The sequence below is a fragment of the Cyclobacterium lianum genome (genome assembly GCF_900143075.1).
GTDB classification, from domain to species: Bacteria; Bacteroidota; Bacteroidia; order Cytophagales; family Cyclobacteriaceae; genus Cyclobacterium; species Cyclobacterium lianum.
Map to the genome: position 1 here is coordinate 228,901 of NZ_FRCY01000003.1, position 25,706 is coordinate 254,606.

Annotated in this window: 15 protein-coding genes; 7 read left to right on the forward strand and 8 right to left on the reverse strand. The window is 47.8% G+C overall.

Annotated elements, in window-relative coordinates; translation table 11 throughout:
* The first annotated feature begins 179 nt into the window (after window positions 1-179).
* A complete protein-coding gene (locus BUB19_RS05995) occupies window positions 180-3,059 on the forward strand; it encodes an FAD-binding and (Fe-S)-binding domain-containing protein (RefSeq protein WP_073093611.1) in 2,880 nt (959 codons plus the stop codon).
* Window positions 3,060-3,258: 199 nt separating this feature from the next.
* Window positions 3,259-4,737 (forward strand): Gfo/Idh/MocA family protein, encoded by a 1,479-nt coding sequence (locus tag BUB19_RS06000; RefSeq protein WP_073093613.1) that lies wholly within the window; start codon window positions 3,259-3,261, stop codon window positions 4,735-4,737.
* A gap of 45 nt (window positions 4,738-4,782) precedes the next feature.
* Here the strand turns inward: BUB19_RS06000 and BUB19_RS06005 are convergent, their stop codons facing one another.
* From BUB19_RS06005 to BUB19_RS06025, 5 genes are all read right to left on the reverse strand, one after another.
* Window positions 4,783-5,655 (reverse strand): SMP-30/gluconolactonase/LRE family protein, encoded by an 873-nt coding sequence (locus BUB19_RS06005; RefSeq protein WP_073093617.1) that lies wholly within the window; start codon window positions 5,653-5,655, stop codon window positions 4,783-4,785.
* 156 nt (window positions 5,656-5,811) lie between these two features.
* Complete coding sequence (locus BUB19_RS06010; RefSeq protein WP_073093622.1) at window positions 5,812-6,696, reverse strand: sugar phosphate isomerase/epimerase family protein; 885 nt, start codon at window positions 6,694-6,696, stop codon at window positions 5,812-5,814.
* A gap of 11 nt (window positions 6,697-6,707) precedes the next feature.
* Window positions 6,708-7,499 carry an SDR family NAD(P)-dependent oxidoreductase gene (locus BUB19_RS06015; protein WP_073093801.1) on the reverse strand — a complete coding sequence of 264 codons (792 nt, stop codon included), beginning with the start codon at window positions 7,497-7,499 and terminating at the stop codon, window positions 6,708-6,710.
* A 1-nt stretch (window position 7,500) separates the two neighbouring features.
* A complete protein-coding gene (locus tag BUB19_RS06020) occupies window positions 7,501-8,526 on the reverse strand; it encodes a zinc-binding dehydrogenase (protein WP_073093626.1) in 1,026 nt (341 codons plus the stop codon).
* A gap of 10 nt (window positions 8,527-8,536) precedes the next feature.
* A complete protein-coding gene (locus BUB19_RS06025) occupies window positions 8,537-9,250 on the reverse strand; it encodes an orotidine 5'-phosphate decarboxylase / HUMPS family protein (protein ID WP_073093630.1) in 714 nt (237 codons plus the stop codon).
* A 467-nt stretch (window positions 9,251-9,717) separates the two neighbouring features.
* Between BUB19_RS06025 and BUB19_RS06035 the strand changes: the two genes are divergently transcribed.
* A complete protein-coding gene (locus tag BUB19_RS06035; RefSeq protein WP_073093638.1) occupies window positions 9,718-10,074 on the forward strand; it encodes a hypothetical protein in 357 nt (118 codons plus the stop codon).
* A 9-nt stretch (window positions 10,075-10,083) separates the two neighbouring features.
* On the forward strand, window positions 10,084-11,226 hold the full coding sequence (locus BUB19_RS06040) for a geranylgeranyl reductase family protein (RefSeq protein WP_073093640.1): 1,143 nt from the start codon (window positions 10,084-10,086) through the stop codon (window positions 11,224-11,226).
* 27 nt (window positions 11,227-11,253) lie between these two features.
* Here BUB19_RS06040 and BUB19_RS06045 read toward each other — a convergent pair whose 3' ends face one another.
* Genes BUB19_RS06045 through BUB19_RS06055 form a run of 3 tightly spaced genes read right to left on the reverse strand, consistent with a single transcriptional unit; the run spans window position 11,254 to window position 15,308 of the window.
* Window positions 11,254-12,297, reverse strand: a complete 1,044-nt coding sequence (locus tag BUB19_RS06045; protein ID WP_073093641.1) for an SMP-30/gluconolactonase/LRE family protein — start codon at window positions 12,295-12,297, stop codon at window positions 11,254-11,256.
* A 3-nt stretch (window positions 12,298-12,300) separates the two neighbouring features.
* Window positions 12,301-13,467 (reverse strand): aldose epimerase family protein, encoded by a 1,167-nt coding sequence (locus BUB19_RS06050; RefSeq protein ID WP_073093642.1) that lies wholly within the window; start codon window positions 13,465-13,467, stop codon window positions 12,301-12,303.
* On the reverse strand, window positions 13,464-15,308 hold the full coding sequence (locus tag BUB19_RS06055) for a glycoside hydrolase family 2 protein (RefSeq protein WP_073093643.1): 1,845 nt from the start codon (window positions 15,306-15,308) through the stop codon (window positions 13,464-13,466). The genes BUB19_RS06050 and BUB19_RS06055 overlap by 4 nt, the downstream gene beginning before the upstream one ends.
* A gap of 408 nt (window positions 15,309-15,716) precedes the next feature.
* On the opposite strand from BUB19_RS06055, the gene BUB19_RS06060 reads away from it, so the two are divergent.
* The 3 genes from BUB19_RS06060 to BUB19_RS06070 all read left to right on the forward strand — a co-directional run bounded on the left by BUB19_RS06060 (window position 15,717) and on the right by BUB19_RS06070 (window position 25,630).
* The gene (locus BUB19_RS06060; RefSeq protein WP_178371442.1) at window positions 15,717-18,755 is read left to right on the forward strand and encodes a PVC-type heme-binding CxxCH protein; all 3,039 of its coding nucleotides are present in this window, start codon (window positions 15,717-15,719) and stop codon (window positions 18,753-18,755) included.
* Between the two features lie 111 nt (window positions 18,756-18,866).
* Complete coding sequence (locus BUB19_RS06065; protein WP_245802786.1) at window positions 18,867-24,602, forward strand: PKD domain-containing protein; 5,736 nt, start codon at window positions 18,867-18,869, stop codon at window positions 24,600-24,602.
* Window positions 24,599-25,630, forward strand: coding sequence for a PorP/SprF family type IX secretion system membrane protein (locus tag BUB19_RS06070; protein WP_073093645.1), 1,032 nt, complete (start codon window positions 24,599-24,601; stop codon window positions 25,628-25,630). Before BUB19_RS06065 ends, BUB19_RS06070 begins: the two co-directional genes overlap by 4 nt.
* The last annotated feature ends 76 nt before the right edge of the window (window positions 25,631-25,706 follow it).

A 25,706-nucleotide genomic window follows, 5' to 3' on the forward strand; every position in this document is an offset into this window, starting at 1 on the left:
TTGAGCTCTTTGTGGGTCAAATACCCTCTTTTAGATGAATAAGCCCCAAAATACGATATGTCTTTTCAACTTCAAACAATTTTTACGTCAAAAGCCCGATTGGCAGGGATAAAAAACTTTGCCAGGGCAAACAATCCACAAAAAATAATATCTTTGGATAAATTGACAATAAACCATTCATGCAAGTTTCCAACCAAAATTCCAGTCTGAATGTATCCTGGCTGGAGAGCCAGATAACAGGTGAAGTACTGACCGATTCTTATTCACTGGGCATGTATGCTACCGATGCCAGCATATACCAGATTCTCCCTCTGGCGGTAGTGCTTCCCAGAGGTGAAGACGATGTGATCAAATCGGTAAACTGGGCTAGAGAAAACAAGCTTAGTATTTTACCAAGAGGGGGAGGCACCAGCCTGGCGGGCCAGACTGTAGGCAGATCTATCATCCTGGATTTTTCCAAATACATGAACCAAACTCTTGAAATCAATCAGACAGAGGGTTGGGTGCGGGTACAACCAGGTAAAGTTCGCGATGTGCTGAATGATGAACTGGCCCCAATGGGCTTGCATTTTCCGGTAGATCCAGCTACTTCCAGCCGGGCCAACATAGGTGGTATGGTAGGCAACAATTCCTCCGGTACAAAAAGTATCGTCTATGGAAAAACGGTAGATCATGTCATTGCGGCAAAAGTCCTGCTTGCCGATGGAACCATTCTACACCTGAAAAACACTAACCCGGAAACTTATGGGCAAATAGCTTCCCGCCCATCTAGAGAAGGAGAAATATTTTCTGCCTTCAAGCAGATCATCGACCGAAATCAGCAACTGATCAAAGAAAAATACCCAAAAGTGATGCGCCGGGTCGGCGGATACAACCTGGATGAATTTGTATATACCGATCAGTGGAACCTGGCCAAATTGATCACCGGTAGCGAAGGAACGCTGGCCACTACCCTCGAAGTGACTTTAAATCTGGAACCGCTACCTAGGTTTAAATCGGTCTGTATCGTCCATTTTGACGCCGTGCTGGATGCAGTAGGGGCCGTTACGCCCATACTCAGGTACAAGCCTTCTGCAGTGGAGATTCTGGACAAAATTGTGGTAGACCTGAGCAGGGAAAACCTTACCACGAGCAGGCACTGCCACTTCATCAGCGGCAATCCGGAAGCCATTTTGATTGTAGAATTTTATGGAGAAAGCCTGGCCGATGTAATGGATCGGCCCACGGCCATGATCAAGGACTTACAGCACCAGGGTCTGGGATATGCATATCCCTTGTTTCCCCAGGGACCGGAGTATGAGGATGTTTGGGTGGTTAGAAAAAAAGGCCTCGGACTGATGTTGGGGATCAAGGGTAAAAAGAAACCCCTGCCATTTATTGAAGATGCCGGTATTCCTACCGAACACCTGAAAACATACATAGACCGTACGCTGCAGATATGTAAAAAACATGGGACAGAAGTGGCCATGTATGCCCACGTAAGCGTGGGGGTCATTCATGTGCGCCCTATCCTGGATTTGCGCCAGCAAACCGATATCGAGCGACTCAAAGCCATTGCGGAAGACACCTTTAATCTGGTCATGGAATATGGCGGCTCCTGGAGTGGGGAGCATGGAGACGGATTGGTGAGGAGTGCGTTCAATGAGCGGTTTTTTGGTTCGGAGCTTTATCGGGCATTTATCGAGGTAAAGCGGCTTTTTGATCCGGATAACCTGATGAATCCCGGAAAGATCGTGGAAGCCCAGAGCATTGAGGAGAATTTACGGTACGGCACCGAATATAGAGACCAGAACATAAATACCACGTTCCGGTATAAGGCAGAACAAAGCTTTCAGGAATCGGTGCACATGTGTACTGGTGTGGGCGAATGCCGGAAACTGATAGGAGGCACCATGTGCCCGAGTTTCAAGGCTACCAGGGATGAAGAGCATTCCACACGCGGACGTGCTAATGCGCTCAGAATGGCCATGTCCGGACAATTAAATGGAAACGGTCTGGCCAGCGAAAGACTTCAGGAAACCCTTTCCCTTTGCCTGAGTTGCAAAGCCTGTAAATCTGAATGCCCGAGCAATGTGGACATGGCAAAGATGAAAAGTGATGTCATGCAAATCTATTTTGACCAACATGGTGCCCGGCTCCGTGATAAAATGATCAAAAATGCTCCGGCTGTAGCCAGAAACCTTTCAGGTTTCCTGGCCAGAACAATCAATACCCTCCAGTCTACAAGCCTTTTCCGGAATGGCCTGGAGAAAATCGCCGGCATTGACCAAAGGCGCAGCCTTCCCACATACGCCTCAGAGCCTTTTTACAGGTGGTTTGAAAAGCACAATTCCTTTAGAGGGGAAAAGAAGGTGGTATTGTTTGCTGATACCTACCTGAACTACCATGAGCCTGAGGTGGGAAAGTCAGCTTTAAAGTTGCTGAATGATTGTGGCTATGAAGTGTTACTGGCCAACGTGGGCTGTTGCCAGCGGCCCAAAATATCGCATGGATTCCTGCGGGAAGCCCTCGGAGACGGCAAGCCCGTTTTGGAGCGTTTGGCCTCCTTGATGGATCAGGGGCTGGATATCATAGTTTGTGAGCCTAGCTGTGCCTCAGCGCTGAATGATGATTTTCCTGACCTACTGGAAGACGAGACGCTGGCCCAAAAACTCAAAAAACAGGTCATGATGATCGATATTTTTCTATTCAGGGAGATGGAAAAAGGCAAACTGCAGGTTCGGTTTAAATCCAAATCGGGGGCTCTACGGGTACACGGCCATTGTCATCAGAAAGCCATATATGGTACGCAGGCAATGAAAAAATCCCTGCTAGACCCCGGTACTTTTTCAGAAATACCCTCCGGATGTTGTGGCATGGCAGGGTCTTTCGGTTACGAAAAGGAACATTATGAACTATCGGAGAAAATAGGGAATGAAATACTGTTTCCGGCCGTATCAGCAACACCTCCCGGAGACAGCCTGGCCGCCTGTGGGTTCAGTTGCAGGCACCAGATACATCATTTTACCGGACGAAAAGCGAGGCACTGGGTGGAATGTGTCGATGTTGTTCCGGGCTGACATATCAAATTTTCTTCAATTCATAACAGGACCTCAAAATGAAGTATATAACATGTGGTACAGGATCTACGCTATCGCTCCCTTGGCGATAGGCCGACCATGAGTCGGAGATAGCTATACTTGTTTACGAAACGCTGATACCCAAAGTCCCCGCGTTACCTGGTGAGGGCTTCCGGTTTTAGACTAAAATTACAAATGCATGAAAAATAACCAAAGAAGGAGTTTTTTGAAAAAAAGCGCACTTGTTGCCAGCAGCATATTTATTGTCCCCTCGCATGTGGTAAGTGGATTGGGCCACGTTGCTCCCAGTGATAAACTGAATATAGCTGGCATAGGTGTGGGAGGCAAGGGGCGCCCCAACCTGAATGCGATGAGGTCAGAAAATATTGTGGCACTGTGCGACGTGGACCGCGTTTATGCGCAGCCTTGTTTCAATGACTTTCCCCAGGCCAAAAAATTTGAAGACTGGCGAGAGATGTTTGACAGAATGGGTAAGGACATAGATGCCGTGATGGTAGCTACTCCGGATCATACCCACGCGATGATTGCCGCTACAGCATTGCAGCTTGACAAACATGTTTACTGCCAAAAACCACTTACTCACTCTATTTACGAGTCCAGGTTACTGACCAGGCTTGCCGCAGAACACCAAGTAGCTACCCAGATGGGCAATCAGGGGAATTCAGGAATTGATGCCAGGGAAGTGATAGAATGGATCCAGAATGGCGAAATCGGAGAAGTAAGAGAAGTACATGCCTGGACGGACCGGCCTATCTGGCCGCAGGGCCTGGAAAGGCCCCAAACGAAAATGTCAATTCCCGAAGGCCTGAATTGGGACCTCTTCCTGGGCCCGGCCCCCTACCGCCCATTTCATGAAGTCTATACGCCCTGGAACTGGAGGGGTTGGTGGGACTTTGGTACAGGCGCATTTGGAGACATGGCCTGTCATGTGCTTGATCCGGTCTATACTGCGCTCAATCTAGGCTACCCTACCCAGATTGAAGGCAGTTCTTCTCCCATGAATATCGACAGTGCGCCTCAATCTGAAAAAGTAAGGTTTCGCTTTCCTGCACGAAGTGCACTTGAAAAGGTGAACCTGCCGCAGGTAGACGTATATTGGTATGACGGAGGACTACTCCCCTACCGTCCGGAAGGATTACCGGCGGGAGTGGACCTGATGGCCGATGGGCTTGGAGGTTGTATTTTTGTAGGGAGCAAGGATACGCTCTACTGTGGCTCGGGTGGAGTTGGCCGAAGATTGTTGTCGGGGAGAGAACCAGCCGTCAGTCCCCGGCTAAGGCGTATTCCTGAGGCTAAAGGCTATAAGGACGGACCCCATGAGCAGGATTGGATCCGGGCCTGCAAGGAATCTCCCGAAAGCCGTACACCTTCTTCCGCCAATTTTAATTATGCCGGACCATTCAACGAAATGGTGCTATTGGGGGTACTGGCTATCAGACTGCAAAGTCTCCATAAAACCTTGCATTGGGATGGCGCCAGCATGCAGTTTACCAATATCTCTGCCTCTGATCAGATAAGGGTCAAAGTATCCGATGGCTTCACCCGTATCGATGGAAAACCTCGCTTCAACAGCCAGTTTGCCGAATTAAACGCAGCAGAAACCGTTGCGGAATATATCCGTCACTCCTACCGGGAGGGTTGGAGCCTACCGGGGTAGATACAGATCCTCTGGATCAGAGACGCATCAGGAAGTGAAGTAGTCTTAAAAACGCGCACTATAGACTTCGGCACCTTTTACCGGCATTCTGCATAGAAAAACACCGCCGCTTTGAGGGTATTTTTCAATCATATCTTCCGTCATGTTTTCTCTTGCCGTTGTGATAAGCAGTGCATCTTTATTTTCTCCGACAAAAGCACAGGAAGTAACATTCGGAGCCGGAATATCTATCTTGTCCAATTGGAGGCCTGTTTCGGGATCCCACTGGTAAACGCCAAACCCGCCATAATGAGCCACCCATAACCTGCCGTTTTGGTCCATACACATGCCGTCGGGAGTGCCGATTTCCTCCGGAATGGTCACTACTACTTTCCGGTAGCTGATAAAGCCGGTTTCTGCGTCGAAGTCATAGGCCTGTATTTTTCGTGTCGGGCTATCAATATAGTACATGGTCCTCTGATCCAGCGACCAGCATATTCCATTTGAAATGCTCACCAAATCTATCTTTTTTCTGATCTGCAGATCCAGGTCTACACAATAAAGTGCTCCGGAGTTTTTGGTAAATCTGGTACTCATGGTACCAATCCACAAGCGGCCTTTTGCATCACAGGATCCGTCGTTGAAGCGGATTTCTTCCTTGCCGGATTCAACCTCGCCGAGCCATGTGAGCTCATCGGCCTCCGGAACAAATCTGGCCAGTTTCGCATCCAGGGCGAGCAGATAATTCTCATTCAAATCAGGCATCACCAGGGATAGCCGGTGCGGAAAACTCCATTTTTTAATGGTTTTCGTATTGGGTTCACACCGGAATAGCTGGCCTTTTTCAATGTCCACCCACATAAAACATTTCTCTTTTGGGTGCCAGGTAGGACTTTCGGCCAGTATACATTGGCTATCGACTAGCAATTCTGCTTCCATAATGATATTTTTTTACTATTTATAAAAACCGATGGTTACTTTCTTATTCGGCGAAACCACCCAGAATGGGGATTTTACATCAGACATGCACCGTCAGCACCATTCAGCGAATTGGTTCATTTTTAAAAAGAAACAAGGATCACCGAATCAGGAGATTCAAGGCCAGTAAACAGCTATTTTCTTTTTTAAAAACGAAACGCTCCTTTCCAACTGGTCCATTCCATCTACCCCATCCTCTATGCTGATCCATCCGTCAAAGCCCACACGCTTCAATTCGGTAAAGATGGCATCGTAATCATTCAGCCCCTTTCCAATTTCTCCATGGCTCAACCTTTTGGCATAGCCGACGGCACCACCTTCTTCCTTCTGCAGGTCTTCGATGGTGCCGTACTTGAGGTAGCGGTCGCTGGCATGCATCGTCACTACCCGGTTAGAAACCCTTCTCAAGAGTTCAAGTGGGTCTTCTCCAGCCAGAAAGGTATTGCTTGGATCGTAGTTTACTCCAAAATTGGGATGTTGAATACTGTCAACTAGCTGGGAGAAAACGTCCATTTTCTGTGCAAATTCAGGATATTCCCAGAAGTCATCTTTATAGTGATTTTCCAGAATCAGCGTGATGCCACGCTCCCGGGCATAAGGGATGCAGGCCATGATGGAATCAGAAGCAAGCTTCACCCCTTCTGTAATGCTCAATTCGGGTCTTTTTTGTCCTGATAGTACCCGGCAATACTTTCCTCCCAGGGCATGGGTCATCTCGATCCAGTGCTGCTGCTTTTTAATTTCGTTTTCGCGAAATTTTTTGTCCGGATGTGTAAAATCCGGTGAACAGCACATCATGGGAATCTCTTTTCCCACATCTTCTACCATTTTTCGGAATTTCGGCCAATTGGATGCATCTTCCATTTCCAGAAACCCTGCATACCACTCCAGTCCATCTATATCCAGACGGGAAGCGAGGCGGATCCACTCTTCCACTTTCATGGTTCCATCCTTACAAAGGGCCTGCATGTAGGCCTTGGGAAATGCTGCAATTTTCGGCATATTTTGTTTTTTTATTTAATTGTACTGGTATCTTTTGGTGCATTTCTACCGATAAGTGGATATTGCTCCAGCTCCATCACCTGCCCACTTACAGGGCCGCATTCATCGGAGAGCCAGAAAACTGCACCGGCAGCGATTTCCTCCGGAGCGATGATTCTACCTGCCGGTGCATACATATCGGGTAGGCTCTCGTACCAATTGTCTGAAAGCCCATGACCTTTCTTCCTTTCTTTCTCAGTCTCAGTCAGGACCCAGCCCGGGTTTATCTGGTTTACCCTGACCCCATAATCCCTGAAAAGGCTATCGCCGAGGTTTCGGGTCATGGTCATCAATGCCCCCTTGGACATGCTGTAAGCCAAAAGATTGGGCTCTCCGCTCCAGGCGTTGACAGATCCAATATTGAGTACATTTCCTTTATTGGCCTCCAGATCCGGCAAAGCGGCTTTGATCAGCAAAAATGGGGCAATGGAGTTGATTGTAAGAACCTTTTGAAGAAAAGATTTGTCCACAGACTGAAAATCTGATGAGACCACCCAGGCTGCGTTATTTACCACGGCATCCAGTCTTCCAAACGTTTTTTTGGCCAGGTCTACCAACCTTTCTGCACAGCCCTCCTGTTGAAGATCCTCAACGTGCAATACCGCTGCCTCCCTGCCAATGCTATTGACCACACTTTGGCCCCAATCATCTTCGAGTCCGTGCACCACTATTCTGGCCCCTTCCCTGGCACAGCGCAAGGCGATGGCTTTACCTATACCGGTAGTACTTCCTGTAACGATGATAACTTTATCTTGTAACCTCATGCTATACCGGTTTGAGTACACTTTTGACCACTTCTCCATGATGCATTTTCTCAAATGCTTCCAGCCATGAGGTAACGGGCCATATACCTCCGATAATTGGCTTAACGTCCAGCATACCCGAGCCCATCATGCCAATTACTTTTTCCCAGATGGGCCAGTTGTGACTAAAGCTACCCTGTAGCCGGACATTTTTCTGGACGATAGGATCTAAAGAAAAATTGCATGGTTGAGGGCCCCAACCCACCTTGGTAATCTGTCCATTAGGGCGTACCAGATTCATGGCTATCTTGAGGGTAGCACTCGCGCCTGCAGCATCTACCACAAGGTCTGCACCCAGGCCATCCCGGGATTTTGCCCATTCGGTAGCGTCTCCAATGATTCCTTCACATCCATACCCCTCTGCGATTTTCAATCTGCCGCTGTCTGCTTCCAGGCCCAGCACTGCTACTTCCGCCCCATTGAGCCTGGCCATCACAGCACAAAGCATGCCTATGGTACCGGGCCCGATTACAACCACCCTATCGCCCGGTTTCACAGCCGAATTTATGACCACGGCGTTATAGGCCACGCAGCAGGGCTCTGTCAGACAGGCTTCTTCAAAGGGTACCTGCTCAGGAACATGGTGCAGGCAACGGGCCGGAACCTTTACAAAACGGGTCATGGCTCCATTAACGCCATATCCAAAACCCTTTCGTGTGGGATCTAAATTGTACAAACCTACCCTACTCATGGGGTTCATGGGGTCAATTACCGCGGCGGTCTCACTCACAACCCTGTCACCGGATTTCCAACCTTCGACTCCCGGGCCAACTTCAAGTATTTTGCCACCAAACTCATGTCCCAGGACCACGGGATAGTTGACGGGCCAACTGTGATCTGCAGTCCATTGGTGCAAATCACTGCCACAAACCCCTACATTTGCGACTTCCAGCAAAACTTCTCCATACCCTATTTCAGGTTGTTCGATTTCTCTGATTTCGACGGAACCTTTGCTCTCCGCATAGTTTACTACTGCTGCTGCTTTCATTGAACTAAGTTTACTTGTTGGATTTATTCAGGGCTACATCACCGTGTGCGTGTACTGCTTCACATATTTTTCTCAAGGAAGCTTCCAGATCTCCATCGGCCGTTTTAAATGCATCTGCATCAATGGTCAGTGGTGCGCCAAGTACCACCAGGGGAGCACCATATGTTGGTGTAGAGATGGCTTGTTCAAGGCTCAGGCCACCCACAGCTTGCACCGGGATACTTACCGCATCCACGATCTCCTTCAATTGATCCAATGGGCTGGGCATGCGCTTCCCCTGAGCCGCAATCCCTCTCCTTTCGTCATAACCGATGTGGTGAACGATAAAATCACAGCCCAGGTCTTCCAGAAATTTCGCACCCTGAACCATGTCCGGACAGCCCAGATTGTCGCCCATTACCTTTACACCGTGATCCTTACCGGCTTGTACTACACATTTTATCGTCTCTTCGTGGGCCCTGGCCATCACCACCACATGTGTGGCCCCGGCCCTGGCCATCATTTCTGCTTCCAGATAGCCCCCATCCATGGTCTTGAGATCGGCCACTATAGGTGTATCCGGAAATGCTTCCCGTAATTTCCGTACCCCATGCAATCCTTCGGCTAGTATCAGTGGTGTGCCGGCCTCCAGCCAATCCACACCTGCCCGCATGGCCAGGGCGGCGGTTTCCAGGGCCTCGTCAATATTCGTTAAATCCAGACTGATTTGAACAATTGGTTTCATTCTTTTTGGTGTTATTTAAAAGGTTATTGATTTTTAATGTATCGCAATCGTTAGCGGGAATTGAGATCGCTACATCCCTGTTTCGCCTGCTGCTTTTTTAAAAATACAAATTTTGCTCCGACAGGCAAACCGCAACAGGTACCCCCGAAAATATGAAGCATTTTGGAGCATCAGTGAGGTTACCCTGATATTTGCTTTTATGAGGAATCTATTATTCCGAAAGTAATCCAAAATACCATTCATACATACAGGTAAAAAAAAATCTTGTTGATTTTGGGTTTGCATAAAATTTCGTCTTTTTGCTTTTACAGGCAATGATGAGTAAAGAAGTCAATTTAATTAATTATTTTTAAACCACCTTAACTTTCATCAATGAGTACATGATTGCATCCTAAAAGGACTATCGTCTCTCCATCGAATCAGCAGAACGAGGGATCATTGGAAAAAACACATAAATACGATCAGACATGCAGGAAAAATGGATTTTACGTTGTAAAGAAACCCTACATAAGCGAAAGCTGCATGAGGAAATACCTCTTATCATTGAGGAAAACAAGAAAGAACTGGCCATCTTTTTAAGCCTGTATACCAAAAGTGAGGGTGCCATCGCCGAAAATGTAAAGGTACTTGATTGGAAAAAATCAAGCTCAATTTTAAATGGTTCTTTGCGGCTGGGTTTTGACAAGGTTTTCTACAACGCCTGCATCAATATACATGAAACAGAACAGGAGCAGATGGATGTCAATTACGTTGCGAACGCTCCGACTACCGAGATCATCCTGACCGGGCCATATATTCCGGAAAGGGATCCTGATGAAATTTAATTCCGACAGATGAACGCTTTCGATATGGTAGTCACGGGATCCGGTCCGGCCGGAGCGATGGCAGCGTACACCGCAGCCTCCCGGCAAATGAAGGTATTGATTCTGGAAAAAGAAACGCTGCCCAGATACAAAACCTGCGGGGGTGGACTTGTCTATCGTGCCAGAACCCGCCTGCCTTTTGACATTTCACCGGCAGTCCAGCGGGAATTTTTTGAACTGGAAGTTTTCTTTGAGCATGCAAGCCATTATTTTTCAGCGAAAAGGACTGATCCCATTATCAGCATGGTAATGAGAGACGAATTTGATGCACTGTTGGTAAAAAAGGCAAGGGAAAAAGGGGCTCAGGTCATGGAAAATACCCGGCTGGAGCAATTAAAAACAACAAAGAGTGAAGTATTACTGCAAACTTCAGTAGGCGAAATAAAAACCCGCTACCTGATCGCTGCTGACGGAATATTGAGTCCCGCAGCAAAAATGGCCGGCTGGACAGAAAGCAGAAAACTTATTCCCGCACTGGAATACGAGGTGAGCGTTGGTGAGGAAGATTTCGAACGTTTATCCAGGAAAGTACGCTTTGACGTGGATGCTGTCCCGTATGGCTATGCCTGGTGTTTTCCTAAAAAAAATCATTTGTCTCTTGGTGTCGCCTGTCTGAAAAAACAGAAAATTAATTTGAAAGCGCTTTACGAGGCCTACCTGAAAAAACTTCAAATTGGCGAAATTCTCAGTTCCACGGCACATGGATTTCAGATACCTATAGGCCACCGGGTAACTAATTTTTCAAACGGCCCTGTTTTTCTCGTTGGAGATGCCGCCGGATTTGCCGACCCACTAACTGCTGAAGGAATATCAAATGCGCTGCTTTCAGGAGAATTGGCGGCCAGCGCCATCTGCGATAATTTCGACCAAACTACCCATGCAAACCTCGCCTACAAGAAAAAACTACAAGAAAAACTACTCCCGGAACTGAAAACATCGGCACTCATGGCCCGGATCTTTTATGCCCAACCTTCCATAAGAAACCTGCTGATCCAAAAGTACGGCCAAAGAGGATGCGAGATGCTGACCGATATTTTTATGGGCAAAACTGCTTTTCCGACCGACATCAAGAAGCGCCTGAGAGAAAAGATACCATTGCTTAAATTCCGTTGAATACGGCTTCTGGTGTGGGTATGAAGCTTATTTTAACGGAATCATCACCACATAGCTGTCGGCAGTCACAAATAATACATCTCCCTGCGCATTCAAAGCCACATTTGACGTCAATTCTCCCAATTTCAATCTCCCCAAATACTTGCCCGAAGGACCAAAAACCCAGACTCCACCCGGACCTGTAGCAAAGACCACGCCATCACCCCTTACCTTCAACCCATCAGGCAAACCAGGCTCTCCCGTTACCAATTTGCTGGCATCCTGAAAAATACGGCCTGTTGCAGGCTTTCCGTCCTCATCAAGTTGATAAATGTACCAATGTGGCTTATTGGGATCAGAATTGGCGATGATCAACTCCTTTTCACCCGGTAAGAACGCAATGCCGTTGGGTCTGCTGATGCTGTCCAGAAGCAATTCCAGCCTGCCATCCCGGCCAAACCGATATACCCCCTGAAAGGGGATTGCTTTGGCAGGATCATCCATATTTCCTTCCAGACCATACGGTGGATCCGTGAAATAGAGATTGCCCTGCCGGTCATAAACTGCATCATTCGGGCTATTGAAGGGGTTGGATTCATAAGCACCGACGATGGTCTCAAAATCCGGTGCAGGATCGGATATGGGAGCAAGCATCCGGGCCATACGTCTGTCACCATGCTGGCAGAGAACAAGCTTGCCGGCAGGATCCAACAGCAGTCCGTTAGAACCCAATTCCCCTCCCCTGCTTTCTGAGCCGGTATATCCGGCCGGATCCAGATAAACGCCGATACCCTCTCCTTCCCTCCAGGAATGAACCTTGTTGGCGGGAATTTCAGAAAACAAAAGCATTTTTTCCTCCTCCAGCCACAGTGGCCCTTCTGTCCATGCGAAATCTCTGCCGACAATTCTGGCTTTTGCCTCTGGAGAAATTATGTCTTTCAGGGCTTCATCAGCCATGTCAATGGTCAGCGGGAGAACATTTTCCTGGTTATCAGCGGCAGCGCCTTCGCCCCCAGCAGACAGGTCCTTCCTTTCGGAGGAACAGGCCAGCATGAGCAAAATGATTAGAAAAGATGAAAGGGTCTTTCTCATCAGCTAGTCCATTACTGAAAATTTGTACACGCATTCATGTGTATAGGTCTCTTCCGGCCTCAAGGTTACTGAGGGAAACTGAGTTTGATTCGGGGAATCAGGAAAATGCTGAGTTTCCAGGCAAATTGCTCCCCTTTTTCCGTAGGTCTTGTCTCCTTTGGAAGCAGAGGTACCATCCATAAAATTGCCGGTATACACCTGAACCCCAGGCTGGTCCGTATACACCTCCATTTTTCTTCCATTTTCCGGTACCCAGACCGTCGCTGCCAATAAGGTATCATCACTTCCTTCTTCTCTGTTGATCACCCAGTTGTGGTCATATCCTCCGGCAATCTGCAATTGCGGATAATCGGAATCTATCCTTTCCCCAATAAGATGCGGGCTGGTAAAATCCATAGGCGTCCCTTTAACGGGCCGCAACTCTCCCAGGGGGATCAATACCTCATTGACCGGAGTAAACCTGTCTGCCTCCAATTTCAACATGTGGTTTTTGACGTCTCCTTCTCCATGCCCATTCAGGTTAAAAAAAGAGTGATGGGTCAGGTTTGCGATTGTAGGCTTATCGGTCCTCGCCTCATAAGTGATTTTAAATTCATTGTCATCTGTCAGGAAGTAATTCATATGAACTGTAAGCTCTCCCGGGAAGCCGCCATGACCATCTTCCGATACGTACTTCATGGCTAATTTCTGGTCTGTGGCCTCGATTACTTCCCAGACGACGATGTGGTATCCGCCCGGCCAACCGTGCAGGTTGTTAGGACCATTATTAGCTTCGAGTGCATAGGTTTGCCCGTCCAGGGTAAATTGCGCATCCGCAATGCGGTTTCCATAGCGGCCTATGGGGGCGCCGTAATAGGATCCGGGATTGTTGATATAGTCTTCCAGATTGTCATAGCCCAGTACCACATCTTCAAAATTGCCCTCCTTATCAGGAGCGAAAAGCTCCACTACCCGGGCCCCAAAATTGGTGACAGTCATTTCCATACCATTCGCATTGGTGAGCCGGTAAAGTTTTACTGGCTTGCCGTCTATGGTTTTTTCAAAATTTGATTCGTCCATTGCTGTTAAAGATTGAGGTTCCTGTTTTTCATTAGCTTCCTGTGTTTCTCCCGGCCCACAGCCCAGGGTCAATACGGAGAGGAGAGAAGCGCATATTATAATTGACTTCATTTCATAGGGATTTTGATGGAATATAATTCAGAATGTTTATTCTTTAAAAAAGACGGTTCAAATTTGACCACCTCTCTATCATAAGTCATCAGTCCATTGACCTCTACCTCCACATCTGTGGTCTGGGTATAGATGGCGGAAGACAAACCTTTTGGAATCAGCGGTTTTAAATCACGGATCAATTGACTGTATCTATCCTGAAGCTCGGATTCATTTTTGAAGCTCTGGTAGCCCCAATTGTCCTTTTCCTGCCAGGTATGTCCTTCTACCGGTAATCCAAGGCCTCCGTATTCACCCAATACGATTACCTGATCTCCGCCCCAGACGGCCGGATCTGGCATGACTGGGTCAGGATAATTGTGCATGTCCATGATATGCCCTTTTTTGGTATAGTTTCCACCGCTGGCACCATTGACTAGCCTGGAGGGATCATGATCCACGGTCCATTGTACGATTTCATCTGTATCAAATTGTCCCCAGGCTTCATTGAACGGTACCCATACCACAATGGAGGGAAAGTTATGGTTGGCGTCCATAATTGCCTTCCATTCCTTTCTGAAGATGGCTTCTGACTCGGGTGTTCTTTCCTTCTCAGTACCTTTCCCGACCACTCCTGGTCTGGATTCCCAGCGATTGCCCATATCTCCACTCGGCATATCCTGCCAGACTAACATTCCCATCCGGTCACAATGGTAATACCACCTGGCGGGTTCAACCTTGACATGTTTCCGAATCATATTGAACCCCATATCTCTGGTTTTCTGAATATCAAACAGCAAGGCAGCATCAGTGGGGGCAGTATAAAGTCCGTCGGGCCACCAACCCTGATCCAGGGGACCATATTGAAACAAGAACTCATTGTTTAATAGCATGCGCTGAATACCGTTTGCATCCGGAGCCATGCTAATTTTCCGTAATGCCGTGTAGCCGGTTACCTGATCGATTTCTTTTCTACCTTCATTCAGGGTAACTTCTATGTCATATAGAAATGGATCTTCGGGATGCCAGACCCGGGGATTTGTAAGGGTAAAAACTGCATTTTCCTGATTTTTTACCGTTTTCTCGGCTACTACCTCTCCGTCGGCCAATAACTTTACCCGGACATTTTGACCCTCCCCGTAATGCGCAACTTCCGGTATCACCCTAATCTGCTTATTGTCCCAATCAGGTATGTTTTTAATATCTGCGATGTACGCTTCCGGTACCGGTTCCAGCCAAACGGTCTGCCAGATACCGGTGACTGGCGTGTACCATATGCCCCTGGGGTCATTGACCTGCTTCCCCCTGGGCTGTGGGCCATCATCTGTCGGATCCCATACCCGGATAGCGATGGATTGCGTCTTCCCAGACTGCAGGGCCTCCTGTATTTCAAAATAGAAGGGATCATAACCACCCTGATGCTGACCGACAGACTGTCCGTTGACAAAAACCTCTGCTTCCCAATCCACCGCTCCGAAATGAAGCAGTACTTTTCCTCTTCTCGACGACCTTGGAATTTCGATTTCTTTGAAATACCAGAGTTCCCGGTCTTTGCCCGACATTTTACCCACACCAGACAAGGCCGACTCTATCGCAAAGGGGACGAGAATCTGTCCATCGAAATTGTCTGGCATGGGGCTGTCCTTCCCGACGAGCGCATAATCCCACAGGCCATTTAAATTTTGCCATTGCTCTCTTTTCATCTGCGGCCGGGGATATTCGGGTAGCGGGTTCTGGGGGTCAACCTCCGCCGCCCAGGGAGTTAGAATTTTGTCTTTTACAGGTTCCCACCGGCTTTGCTGGCCGAAAGCCGGTGAAATCAGAAGGCTGGATAAAATCCAAATGGATAGCAGGTTTTTCATGGGTTTAAATTTTTTTCCGGGGAGCTGACGATTGATAAAAATCAAAACGTTTTTGATCCGACAACTAAGCCCTGGCGATTCGTTTGCTATTTGTTCTATTTATCTATTTGATTTTGTTTCATACATTTTAACCGTAACCTGCCCTACAATACCTATCGGCCGGCCTATAAGCCGGTGTGGCCTTGTACCCAGGTCCGATTTCATGATATTTTTTTTCAAATGTTTCAATCGCAAAGCTGAAAACATTTTTCGAAAAACGAAATCAAGCGAAAATATTAAAAATAACCCAGAAAAGTCTCGAAGACTGCCTAAAAATCCATAATTTAATGCGAATTATCGCCAGACTCCTTTTGACATTAGCCTCTGCTTCAAATGATTATCTTTCTATCCGTTTATGGTCGATGTAAAATGTTTTTAGCGCTTGCATTGCTGGCAACATTATCATTTCTCAATACCTCATGCCAGGAAAAAAAAATTGAACATCCCCTGGCAGCCAATGAAGATGTGGCCCGATACATGGAAAACTTCGAAGGGAGAGGTGACCTCACGGATACAGGGTCTGCGCCGACTGCTCCCCGGGATGCGGTCGCTGAATTTCAATTGCCTGATGATTTGGAAATTGAATTGGTTTTGGGTGAACCCAGTATTGTCCAACCGATACACATGAGTTTTGATCAGAGGGGAAGGCTCTGGGTGGTACAATATCAGCAATACCCCTATCCTGAAGGCTTGAAAATCACCAGTATGGACAACCACACCAGGGTAACCTTTGATAAGCAACCGGAAGCTCCTCCCGCAGGGGCACGAGGTGCGGATAAAATCTCCGTGTTTGAAGACACAAATGGAGATGGGCATTTTGATAAATCTTTTGACGCCATCACTGGGTTAAATATTACTACCTCGGTAGCCCTGGGAAGGGATAGAATATGGGTACTGAATCCCCCGTACCTTCTGGCGTTTCCAGATAGCAACGGAGATGGCCTGCCGGAGGCAGATCCAGAAGTACACCTGGAAGGATTTGGGATGGAAGATACGCACGCTGTCGCCAATAGCCTGCATTGGGGCCCTGATGGCTGGCTTTACGGGGTGCAGGGCAGTACCACCACCTCAACAATCAGAGCAAAAAACAGCAGGCCAGTGGCTTTCCAGGGGCAGGCCATCTGGAGGTATCATCCAGAGAAACAAACTTTCGAGCTCTTTGCTGAGGGAGGAGGAAACAATCCATTTTACCTGGAGTTTGACCGCAAAGGGAGAATTTTTTCCGGATCCAATGGATACGGGCGTGGACCGTACTACAAGCAGGGGGCCTATTATGTCAAAAGCTGGGGCAAACACGGCGCACTAACTAATCCCTATGCTTTCGGCCATTTGCCCAACATGAGCCTTACCGGGGAAAATAAAAGGTTTACTCATGCTGTCATGATGTATGAAGCAGATCTCCTTCCGCCAAAATACCGTGGCATGATGATGGCACTCAACCCCCTGCACCACTACATACAATTGACAGAATTAGAGGCGAGCGGATCCTCATTTGAAAATACCGATACGGATCTGCTTCTGGAAACAGGGGATAGGTGGTTCAGGCCTGTAGACATCAAGACTGGCCCGGACGGCGCGGTATACATTGCGGATTGGTATGACAGCAGACTATCTCATGTAGATCCCCGGGACACCTGGCACAAAAGTAGCGGCCGGATATACCGGATAAAACCAAAAGGACAACCTACTCAGTCCGATTCATTTGACCTGACTAACGCCAACTTCTCCGAGCTGGCAACCTGGCTGCAACATCCTAACAAATGGTACCGCCAGCAGGCACTGAGACAGTTTGCTGACCGACGTAGCCCAGGTGCACTTCCAGAATTGTACGCGCTTTTTGAATCGGAAAATGCTCAGCATGCACTGGAGGCTTTGTGGGCCATACATCTTTCTGGAGGTTTTGAGGGCGATTTTGTAGAAAAAGCCCTGCAGCACGCGGACCCCTTTGTACAGCTTTGGAGCATCAGGCTACTGGGAGATCGTGGTTCCATTCCCACTGAGATCTTCCCCATTTTTATGGAAGTGGTGGCCGAGAGTTTCTTTCCGGAAATGATCAGTCAAATCGCTTCTACTGCAAAGAGACTTCCTGCTGATCAGGCATTGCCGGTTCTCGACGGGCTCCTGCAACTTGACCTGGATCCTGATGACCCGGACATTGGACTATTGATCTGGTGGGCTCTGGAATCCAAAGTAGATAAGAATCTTCCTGAGGTATTGGCTTGGTGGGATAAGCCTGCAACCTGGCAAAACCCAGTGAGCAGGAAGTATCTTGCGGCCCGCATGATGAAGCGACTGGTTATGGATGCCCGGTATGACGCCGCCTGGGAAGTGCTGAAAAAATCTCCCGGAAGATCCTTTGACGAGCTCCTTGTAAACGGTTTTTACGAAGGTATGGCTGGCAGGGATTTAACAGATATTCCAAAAAAGCTTTTGGCGGAAATCTCGCTAAAAGAAGAGTTATCAGAACCTCTGATTATGGAAATGCGGGCGGGAGATTTGACACGTCTGCCAGATGCACTGAATTGGCTCAGGGATGAAAACCAACCGTTAAAAAAACGGATGGAGCTTGTAGCGATACTTGGAGAAATGAGACCGGCAAATGCTCCGCCGGTGTTGTTTGAATTGATCAGGTCAGGAAACAGTCCGGGCGCTTTGAAACAGGCTGCAATTCACGAGCTAAAAAAGTTTGACGATCCCAATATAGGAAAAACTATGGCATCCATATATCCAGCCATCCGGGCAGATGACTATGTACGTGAGGCCGCTATCCGTTTATTTTCCAGCCGTTCCATCTGGGCCGAAGCATTTTTCCATGAAATTACGGATACAAGGGTGATCCATAAAACAGATGTCCCAAATCATCTCATTTCAAATTTTTATGCGCTGCAATCCGACAGCATCACAGATCAAATGATAAAAATCTGGCCGGAAAGTGCGCCGTTGGAGCCCACTGAAATAAACGAAAGGATCAACCATTGGAAAGAAGTTGTTGCTAAAGGCAGCGGAAATGCCCTGGCGGGTAAAGGGATATTTGTTTCTTCCTGCGGTGCCTGTCATAGAATGGGGGCGACAGGTGGCGAAGTCGGACCAGATCTGACTGGCTACGAGCGTACAAATCTGGATTATTGGTTGCTGCATACCATCGATCCGAACGCAGCTATAAGAGAAGGCTACGAAACCATGGAAATCACATTGCTGGATGGGAGAAAAATTACCGGGAAATTGCTGCACGATGAAGCGGGAGTCAAATACATTGTGCCTCCCATGGGCGGAAAGGGTGAGCATGTGCCTGATGATGACATACGAGATATTCAGGTAAGCAAAAAGTCTACCATGCCGGAAAGAATTTTTGACAAGCTCAGCGAAAAAGATGTCAGGGATTTGCTGGCGTTTATCTTAAATTCATAAAATAAGGCTCAGACAAAATCAATTTTATTAAATCTATTGCTTAATTTTATTGCGATAAAATGAAATCTATTCATATTTTTGTATTTCACATAATTAAAAATGTTTTTTGTCGTGAACTTTTTTAGAAGGAGTCGGATTTTTTGTCCAAAAGTTAAATGGAGAATATGGGCCGCCGCTTCGCTAGTTCTGACATTCACCGTTACCATTTTACTGCAGACTCAGGCTAAGGATTGGCACTTGTTCCTACCCATTACTATTGTAGCACAGGAAGAGGTAAAAATATTTTTCGATGAAGACCTGGAAATCACGCTGGGCATGCTTGAAATTGAATACGATGGTGACCCGGCTAATTTGGTTTTGGAAGTAGAGGATGGAGATGATTACGAGCCTACAGGCAACAATAGCATTCAACATAACCTGGTACATAATGAAAGCTGGAACGCTGCCGGAGAAGAAATTGAGGTAAATATAAGGGTGACCGACGGCTTGGATGGCGTTGCAGTGTATGCGTTTAAGGTGCTGGTTATTCCTCCCCTTACCCTTGCCCTATATGACGAGAATCCCTGTATGGGTACCGTATCGTTAACGGCCAGGGCATACAAACCAGATCCGAACACTCCTTCGGCATCTTTTCCCTTTACCTTTTCTCTCCGCGACCCCCTGGATAATGTGATTTCAGAAAAGGTCGTCAACAACCTTGTTCCCGGCCAGGTAAGTGCCTCGGTTACTTTCGGGGAGGATGGACTTGCGCTGGATAGGAATGTGATCTACAGGATCGAGGTGGAAGATAACCTGGGAAGGACCTTGATCAGAGACAATGTATCTTTACCCCCTGCGTACAGTGTTGAATTTGAACTGAACGTCACAGGTCCCTTGTGTGCCGGAGATGCCGACGGAGTGGTAGAATACATCATTTACGGTGCCGAAGTCCCCCTGCGTTCATTCACTATCCTGGATGATAACAACAATATCGTAACAGAGCTCTACGACATTGTCAGCCTCACCAGTGATTATCTGGTTTTAAGTACCGATAATCTGGAACCGGGCAACTACACCATGGAGGTTGTAGACGGGTTAGGATGTCTGGGTTCTGAGCCGTTTGAGATCATTGTACCGGAACCGATAAGCACAGAAGAAACCATTGTCAATCCTACCTGCTCTGGCGCAAATGATGGCCAGATCGATTTGTTCATAACGGGAGGTTGGTCTAAACCATTCGTGCAAAGTCCCATATCGGAATGGAGAGCATACAACATTCAGTGGTTTGCGAGTGACGGGGAGGAATTGGGTACTGGCGACAACAGCTTTGTTACTCAAGCGGGCGAAATTACGGGTATGAATAGTACCCTCAGCGGACTGCCAGCAGGAAGTTATTATGCCGAAATCACAGAAAGTGCCAGGAAGGCAGAAATTCCTGACACAGAGCCATTGGGCTGCAATTTTGTAACACCCCTGATCGTCGTTGAGGGCCCTGATCCCCTGGATCTCAATGCCGATCCAAGCAACATATCATGCCATGGTGCGGGCGATGGATCGATCAGTATTTCCCCTGCCGGCGGTACCGCCCCTTACACGGTTGCCTGGTATGCGGGAAACTTTACGGATCTGGATGCGCCCGACCCAGCGGAACTTACAGATCTTCCTGCAGGAGCTACGGCTGGCAACTTGCAGCGACAGGGACTGGAAGCAGGCGAATATGCGGTATTGCTCACAGATGCCAACGGATGTATTATTGCTGAAAACTTCACGGTAAACGAGCCCGATCCCTTGTCAATGATTGAACGCGCTGACCTTAGAGAGGACGTGCAGTGTTTTGGGGAAGAAACCGGTATGATTGTACTAGAAATTGACAGCAGAACTACCGATCGATACTTTTTTGAGGCTTTCAGAAATGGTGATTCGGAGGGTATTAAAGCAGCCCCTATCGTTTCTACAGCTTTCGGTCCGGTATTTATCGACAATTTACCGGCTGGCAATTACCGGGTGGTGGTCACCGACGCCAATGGATGTACTTTTGAACTCAATGATATCCCGATAGTGCAACCCGATACCGGACTGCAAATAGAAGAACCGGTAATTTCCGATTACAACGGTTTTCAGATCTCCTGTCCCGGCCAGACCGACGGCAGTATCGAACTGGAAATCAGTGGAGGTGAGGGAGCACTCTCCTACCTCTGGACAGGACCCAATGGGTTTGAATCGTCAGAAAAGGATATTTACAACCTGGCGCCCGGACAGTATCAATTTATCGTCACCGATGAAAACAATTGTACCGCCTCGATAGGATCAGTTGAACTCGTAGCGCCCGCTCCCATAGGGCTGAATGAAGTTATTCCAGATTTGAACGGTTTTGAAATCACTTGTTTTGGTGCTGCAAATGGCCGTATCGATCCTAACCCTTCTGGCGGTACAGGGGAGTTTGCCTACGCCTGGACCGGCCCTGATGGGTTTAGCTCCACAGAACCTGTGATAGAAAATCTGTTTCCGGGAGAATATGGCCTGACCATTACCGATACCAATGGATGCACTGCAGAATCCAGCTATCTGCTGGAAGAACCGGCAGAACTTCTTGTAGAGGAGATTGCAGAAGAGCGCATAAATATTACCTGTTTCGGAGACGATACGGGAGCGATTGCTATAGCTTTCTCGCCTACTCCCTCAGTTTACCCCTATGAAATCCAATTGGGTGAAATGGGAGAAACGGAACCTCTGCGAACGCTCAATGATTTTGCAGCAGTGCGCTTGGACCTGACGGATCTGCGGGCAGGAATTTACTGGGTACAGGTGACTGATGCCAATGGCTGCAGCAAAATTATCGAAGACATACCCATTATCCAGCCAGAAGATGGTATAGAATTGACCGATATTTCGGTCTCTGACTACAATGGTTACGAAATTTCCTGCGCCGGAGCGAACGATGGTTTTATTTCTCTCGAGGTAGAAGGCACACAAGGTAATTTTAATTTGTCCTGGGCCGGGCCCGATGGTTTCGTCTCAGACAGCAATGAAATTTCCAATTTGGCACCCGGGATTTACGAACTTCTGGTTACAGATGAATCTGGCTGTACGCTGACAGAAAACTTCGAAATAACCGCTCCCGAGCCATTGGCACTAACAGATGAAGTGTCAGATTTTAATGGTTTCGGCATTCAGTGCAACGGAGGCAACCAAGGCTTTATCAATCTTGAAATTAGTGGCGGAAATGCACCACTAACGATCATCTGGTCCGGACCGGACGGGTTTACTTCCAATGCATCTTCCCTGGAAAACCTTGAAGCAGGTCAATACGAAGTGTTGATCGCAGATCAAAACGGCTGCCAGATCAGCAGCAACTATAATCTGACGGAACCCGATGGGCTGGAATTGCTGGAACTGGACAATGAGAAAATCAATGTGGCATGTTTTGGACAGGAAACCGGCCAATTGGGTGTCAGCCTCGGTGGACCCTCCTCAGGACCCTATCTGTTTAGCCTTGAAAACCAGGACGGAACCGTACAACGGTCATCTCCGGCCAGTATGGATATTAGCTGGGTGGCAAGTAACCTTCCAGCGGGAAACTACAGCGTATCGGTCACTGATGCCAATGGGTGTTTTCAGGAGATATCGGACCTGATCGTCTCACAACCTGAAGATGGTGTTCGTATAAGTTCAGTTGAAGTGTCTGATTATAACGGCTTTAACATCAGTTGTTTTGGTGCAGGTGACGGTTTTATACAGGTCGATGTTGCCGGTGGATCAGGCGCCTACACCTACGAATGGACCGGCCCTGATGGCTTTTCTTCCCCTGAGCCAGAAATCAACTCATTAAATCCCGGCACCTACCAATTGACGATAAGCGATGAAAATGGCTGTTCGGTCAGCACAGCACCATTGGAAATCATTTCTCCCGAACCGCTTGAACTGGGAGCCACAAGCAGTGATTACAGTGAATTTGGTATCAGTTGTTTTGGTGCTGATGATGGCAGCATTTCGCTATCTCCCACAGGCGGTACGGGCAATTATACGATCGATTGGACAGGTCCTTCCGGATTTACCTCTTCTGCTGATGAAGTTAGCGGACTGTCCCCGGGCAACTATACAGTGAGCCTGAACGATGAGAACGGTTGTGAAATCCGGGAGAGTTTTACGATCACAGAACCACCATTGCTTGAAGCCGAGCTGATTGGAAAAGTAGATGTACTTTGTTTCGGCGAATCTACCGGCAGCATTTCGGTAGCTGTTTCAGGAGGCATCAGCGACAGCTACAATTTTGATTGGACCAGGGACGGAACAGCCTTAAATATCAATGCCGCAAGCCTGGAAAATATCCCTGCAGGAAACTACAGGCTCTCCGTTTCTGATGGAAACGGATGTGCAGTACAGTTACCCGAAATTCAGGTTCTACAGCCAGAAACTGCTCTTGGAGCAAATCTTTTTCAGACGCCCGTTAGTTGCTTCAATGCCAATGATGCCAGCCTGTCGGTAGACATAAGTGGCGGAGAGGCGCCATACCAGGTCAGTTGGAACATTGGTTCTACCCAGACGGAATTTACCGGAATCGGCCCTGGTTTCTACCTGGTGACGGTTACAGACGCCAATGGCTGTAGTCTTACCAGAGAAACGACCATTGAAGAGGTAGCGGTTTTTGATGTAGATCCCGAAGTGAACCAGATATCCTGTAATGGAGCGGAAGATGGGAGTATCTTACTCAACCTGGAAGGCGGAGCAGCTCCGGTGCGCGCCATCTGGGAGCACGGACCCGAGCAGTCTTCCCTGTACAATCTGGGCCCTGGCACCTATAGCGTTTTGCTGGAAGATGCCAGCGGCTGCACCATCCAAAGGTCTTTCAATATCGTGGAACCAGACATCCTGGTAGTAGTGGAACAGGTTCGTGACGCACTGTCCTGTGAAGACGGACAAAGCGGTGCCATTGACCTGGTCGTCTCAGGGGGTACGCCTCCATACAACTACAATTGGAGCAATGGGGCCAGTGGTCCGGCATTATCGGGCCTGACAAACGGCAACTATGCTGTAGAGATTACTGACCAATCGGGATGCTTCGTTAGCCAGACATTCAGGGTAAACAGGCCCGGTCCCATTACCATCGATATGGTATCCACTACAGCCGTGCAGTGCGAACCCAGGGAAATCAGGGAAACATTTGATATCAACGTTGACGGGGGGGTAGCACCATACACCATAAGCTGGAGCAATGGAGACGTCTCTGAAAATGGCTATCGAATGTCCACCAACGAGCCTGGAAGCTATTCGGTGAGCGTCACAGATGGGTATGGATGTACACAAAGCAGAAGTTTTGAAGTTGACAACAGCCAAATTCTGGTATCTGCAGATTTTCTTTCCGAATCCTTTGTCAGCTTCGGAGAAAATCTTGTTAATTATGATATAGAATTTATCAACAACAGCAGTGGAAATATAGAATCTTATTTCTGGGAATTCGGTGATGGCAACAATAGCCTGGAAGAAAATCCACAGCATCGGTATCAGGAGCCGGGAACCTACCAGGTTCGGCTGACAGCCTATGATCAATGGAATTGTATCACCAGCTTTGACTTTGAAATAGAGATTTTGGATTATTTCCTGAAGGTGCCCAATGTATTCAGCCCCAATGGAGATGGTGTCAACGATTACTTCTTTCCAAAATTCCTGTATATCGAGTCGCTTTCCTTTACCATTATGAACAAATGGGGAGAAATTCTCTACCATACGGAGGAACTGGATTCGAGAGGATGGGATGGCACCTACCGGGGGGAAAAATCCATGCCCGGTAACTATGTTTACAAATTGAATTATACCACCACCGATGGACGGCAATATTCAGACACCGGTGCCTTGATGCTTTTAGAATGAGAAATTTATGGATTATGGGAATGGTGGGTGTGTTGCTTCTCATGGGAGGCAAAAACACTTGTGGACAGGATTTCCATTTCACACAATTTTACGCTGCTCCGTTAAACCTGAGCCCTGCTTTCGCCGGTGCGATGGAGACAAGCAGAGTAGGCGTAAATTACCGCAAACAATGGCCCGGTTTGGGATACGATTTCAATGCTGCAGGCTTTTATTTCGACACCTATTGGGACGCATCGAACGTAGGCATAGGCATCTCCGCCTCTCAGTTTACCGAGTCCTTTTTAAAAATAAGGTCTGCAGATATTGCCGGATACATTTCCTATCGGCTCACCTTAGGCACCGAAAGATTTCTTCGATTTGGCGGGCAGTTTGGAGTGGTGAACAGGAGTTTAACCCTACAGGAGCTCGTCTTCGGAGACCAGATTGATTTACTGAACCGCAATGTCAACCCCAATACCATAGACCGGCTTCCGGGAGAAGATAGCAACTGGTACCCTGACATTTCGTTTGGTGCGCTGCTTCAGGTGCCTGACTTTTGGTTTGGCATCAGCAGCAGCCACCTGACCCGGCCAAATATTGGTTTTCTGGATGATGGTATTGGCAATAATCTTCCAATAAAATGGGGTTTCCACGGCGGTTACGTAAAAAACCTGGACAACCGCATGTTTAAAACCCACCCTTTACGAAGGGTGTTTTCGGTATCATTCAATTACAAACGTCAAGGGACCTTTCAACAAATAGAAATGATCCCACAACTACAGGTTGAAAATTTTATCGGTGGCCTGGGATTCAGAAATATCACCCGCTTCAACGAACTACCTGATCAGAACTCAATCAATGCGGTGCTCGGATTCAACCTGCCAAGTGGCCTTACGATGGCTTACAGCTACGACTACATGCTGAACCGATTCAGCAACCCAGCACATGTATCCCACGAGATTTCCATTTATTTTACAGATTTGAAAAGGAAAGCGTTTCGGGATACCCTGCTGCCTTGCCCCCCGGGAAATGCTAACTGGAACTATTAATTTTCGAGGATCTCTTTCTATAATACCTGCCATTCTTTCCTGCATTTTCGCCGGATACCTTATATTTGCGGACTCA

What these genes read in the sequence shown, in the direction of transcription:
- BUB19_RS05995 (WP_073093611.1), top strand. Translation starts at nt 180, where the DNA reads ATGCAAGTTTCCAACCAAAATTCCAGTCTGAATGTATCCTGGCTGGAG.
- BUB19_RS06000 (WP_073093613.1), top strand. Translation starts at nt 3,259, where the DNA reads ATGAAAAATAACCAAAGAAGGAGTTTTTTGAAAAAAAGCGCACTTGTT.
- BUB19_RS06005 (WP_073093617.1), bottom strand. Translation starts at nt 5,655, where the DNA reads ATGGAAGCAGAATTGCTAGTCGATAGCCAATGTATACTGGCCGAAAGT.
- BUB19_RS06010 (WP_073093622.1), bottom strand. Translation starts at nt 6,696, where the DNA reads ATGCCGAAAATTGCAGCATTTCCCAAGGCCTACATGCAGGCCCTTTGT.
- BUB19_RS06015 (WP_073093801.1), bottom strand. Translation starts at nt 7,499, where the DNA reads ATGAGGTTACAAGATAAAGTTATCATCGTTACAGGAAGTACTACCGGT.
- BUB19_RS06020 (WP_073093626.1), bottom strand. Translation starts at nt 8,526, where the DNA reads ATGAAAGCAGCAGCAGTAGTAAACTATGCGGAGAGCAAAGGTTCCGTC.
- BUB19_RS06025 (WP_073093630.1), bottom strand. Translation starts at nt 9,250, where the DNA reads ATGAAACCAATTGTTCAAATCAGTCTGGATTTAACGAATATTGACGAG.
- BUB19_RS06035 (WP_073093638.1), top strand. Translation starts at nt 9,718, where the DNA reads ATGCAGGAAAAATGGATTTTACGTTGTAAAGAAACCCTACATAAGCGA.
- BUB19_RS06040 (WP_073093640.1), top strand. Translation starts at nt 10,084, where the DNA reads ATGAACGCTTTCGATATGGTAGTCACGGGATCCGGTCCGGCCGGAGCG.
- BUB19_RS06045 (WP_073093641.1), bottom strand. Translation starts at nt 12,297, where the DNA reads ATGAGAAAGACCCTTTCATCTTTTCTAATCATTTTGCTCATGCTGGCC.
- BUB19_RS06050 (WP_073093642.1), bottom strand. Translation starts at nt 13,467, where the DNA reads ATGAAGTCAATTATAATATGCGCTTCTCTCCTCTCCGTATTGACCCTG.
- BUB19_RS06055 (WP_073093643.1), bottom strand. Translation starts at nt 15,308, where the DNA reads ATGAAAAACCTGCTATCCATTTGGATTTTATCCAGCCTTCTGATTTCA.
- BUB19_RS06060 (WP_178371442.1), top strand. Translation starts at nt 15,717, where the DNA reads ATGTTTTTAGCGCTTGCATTGCTGGCAACATTATCATTTCTCAATACC.
- BUB19_RS06070 (WP_073093645.1), top strand. Translation starts at nt 24,599, where the DNA reads ATGAGAAATTTATGGATTATGGGAATGGTGGGTGTGTTGCTTCTCATG.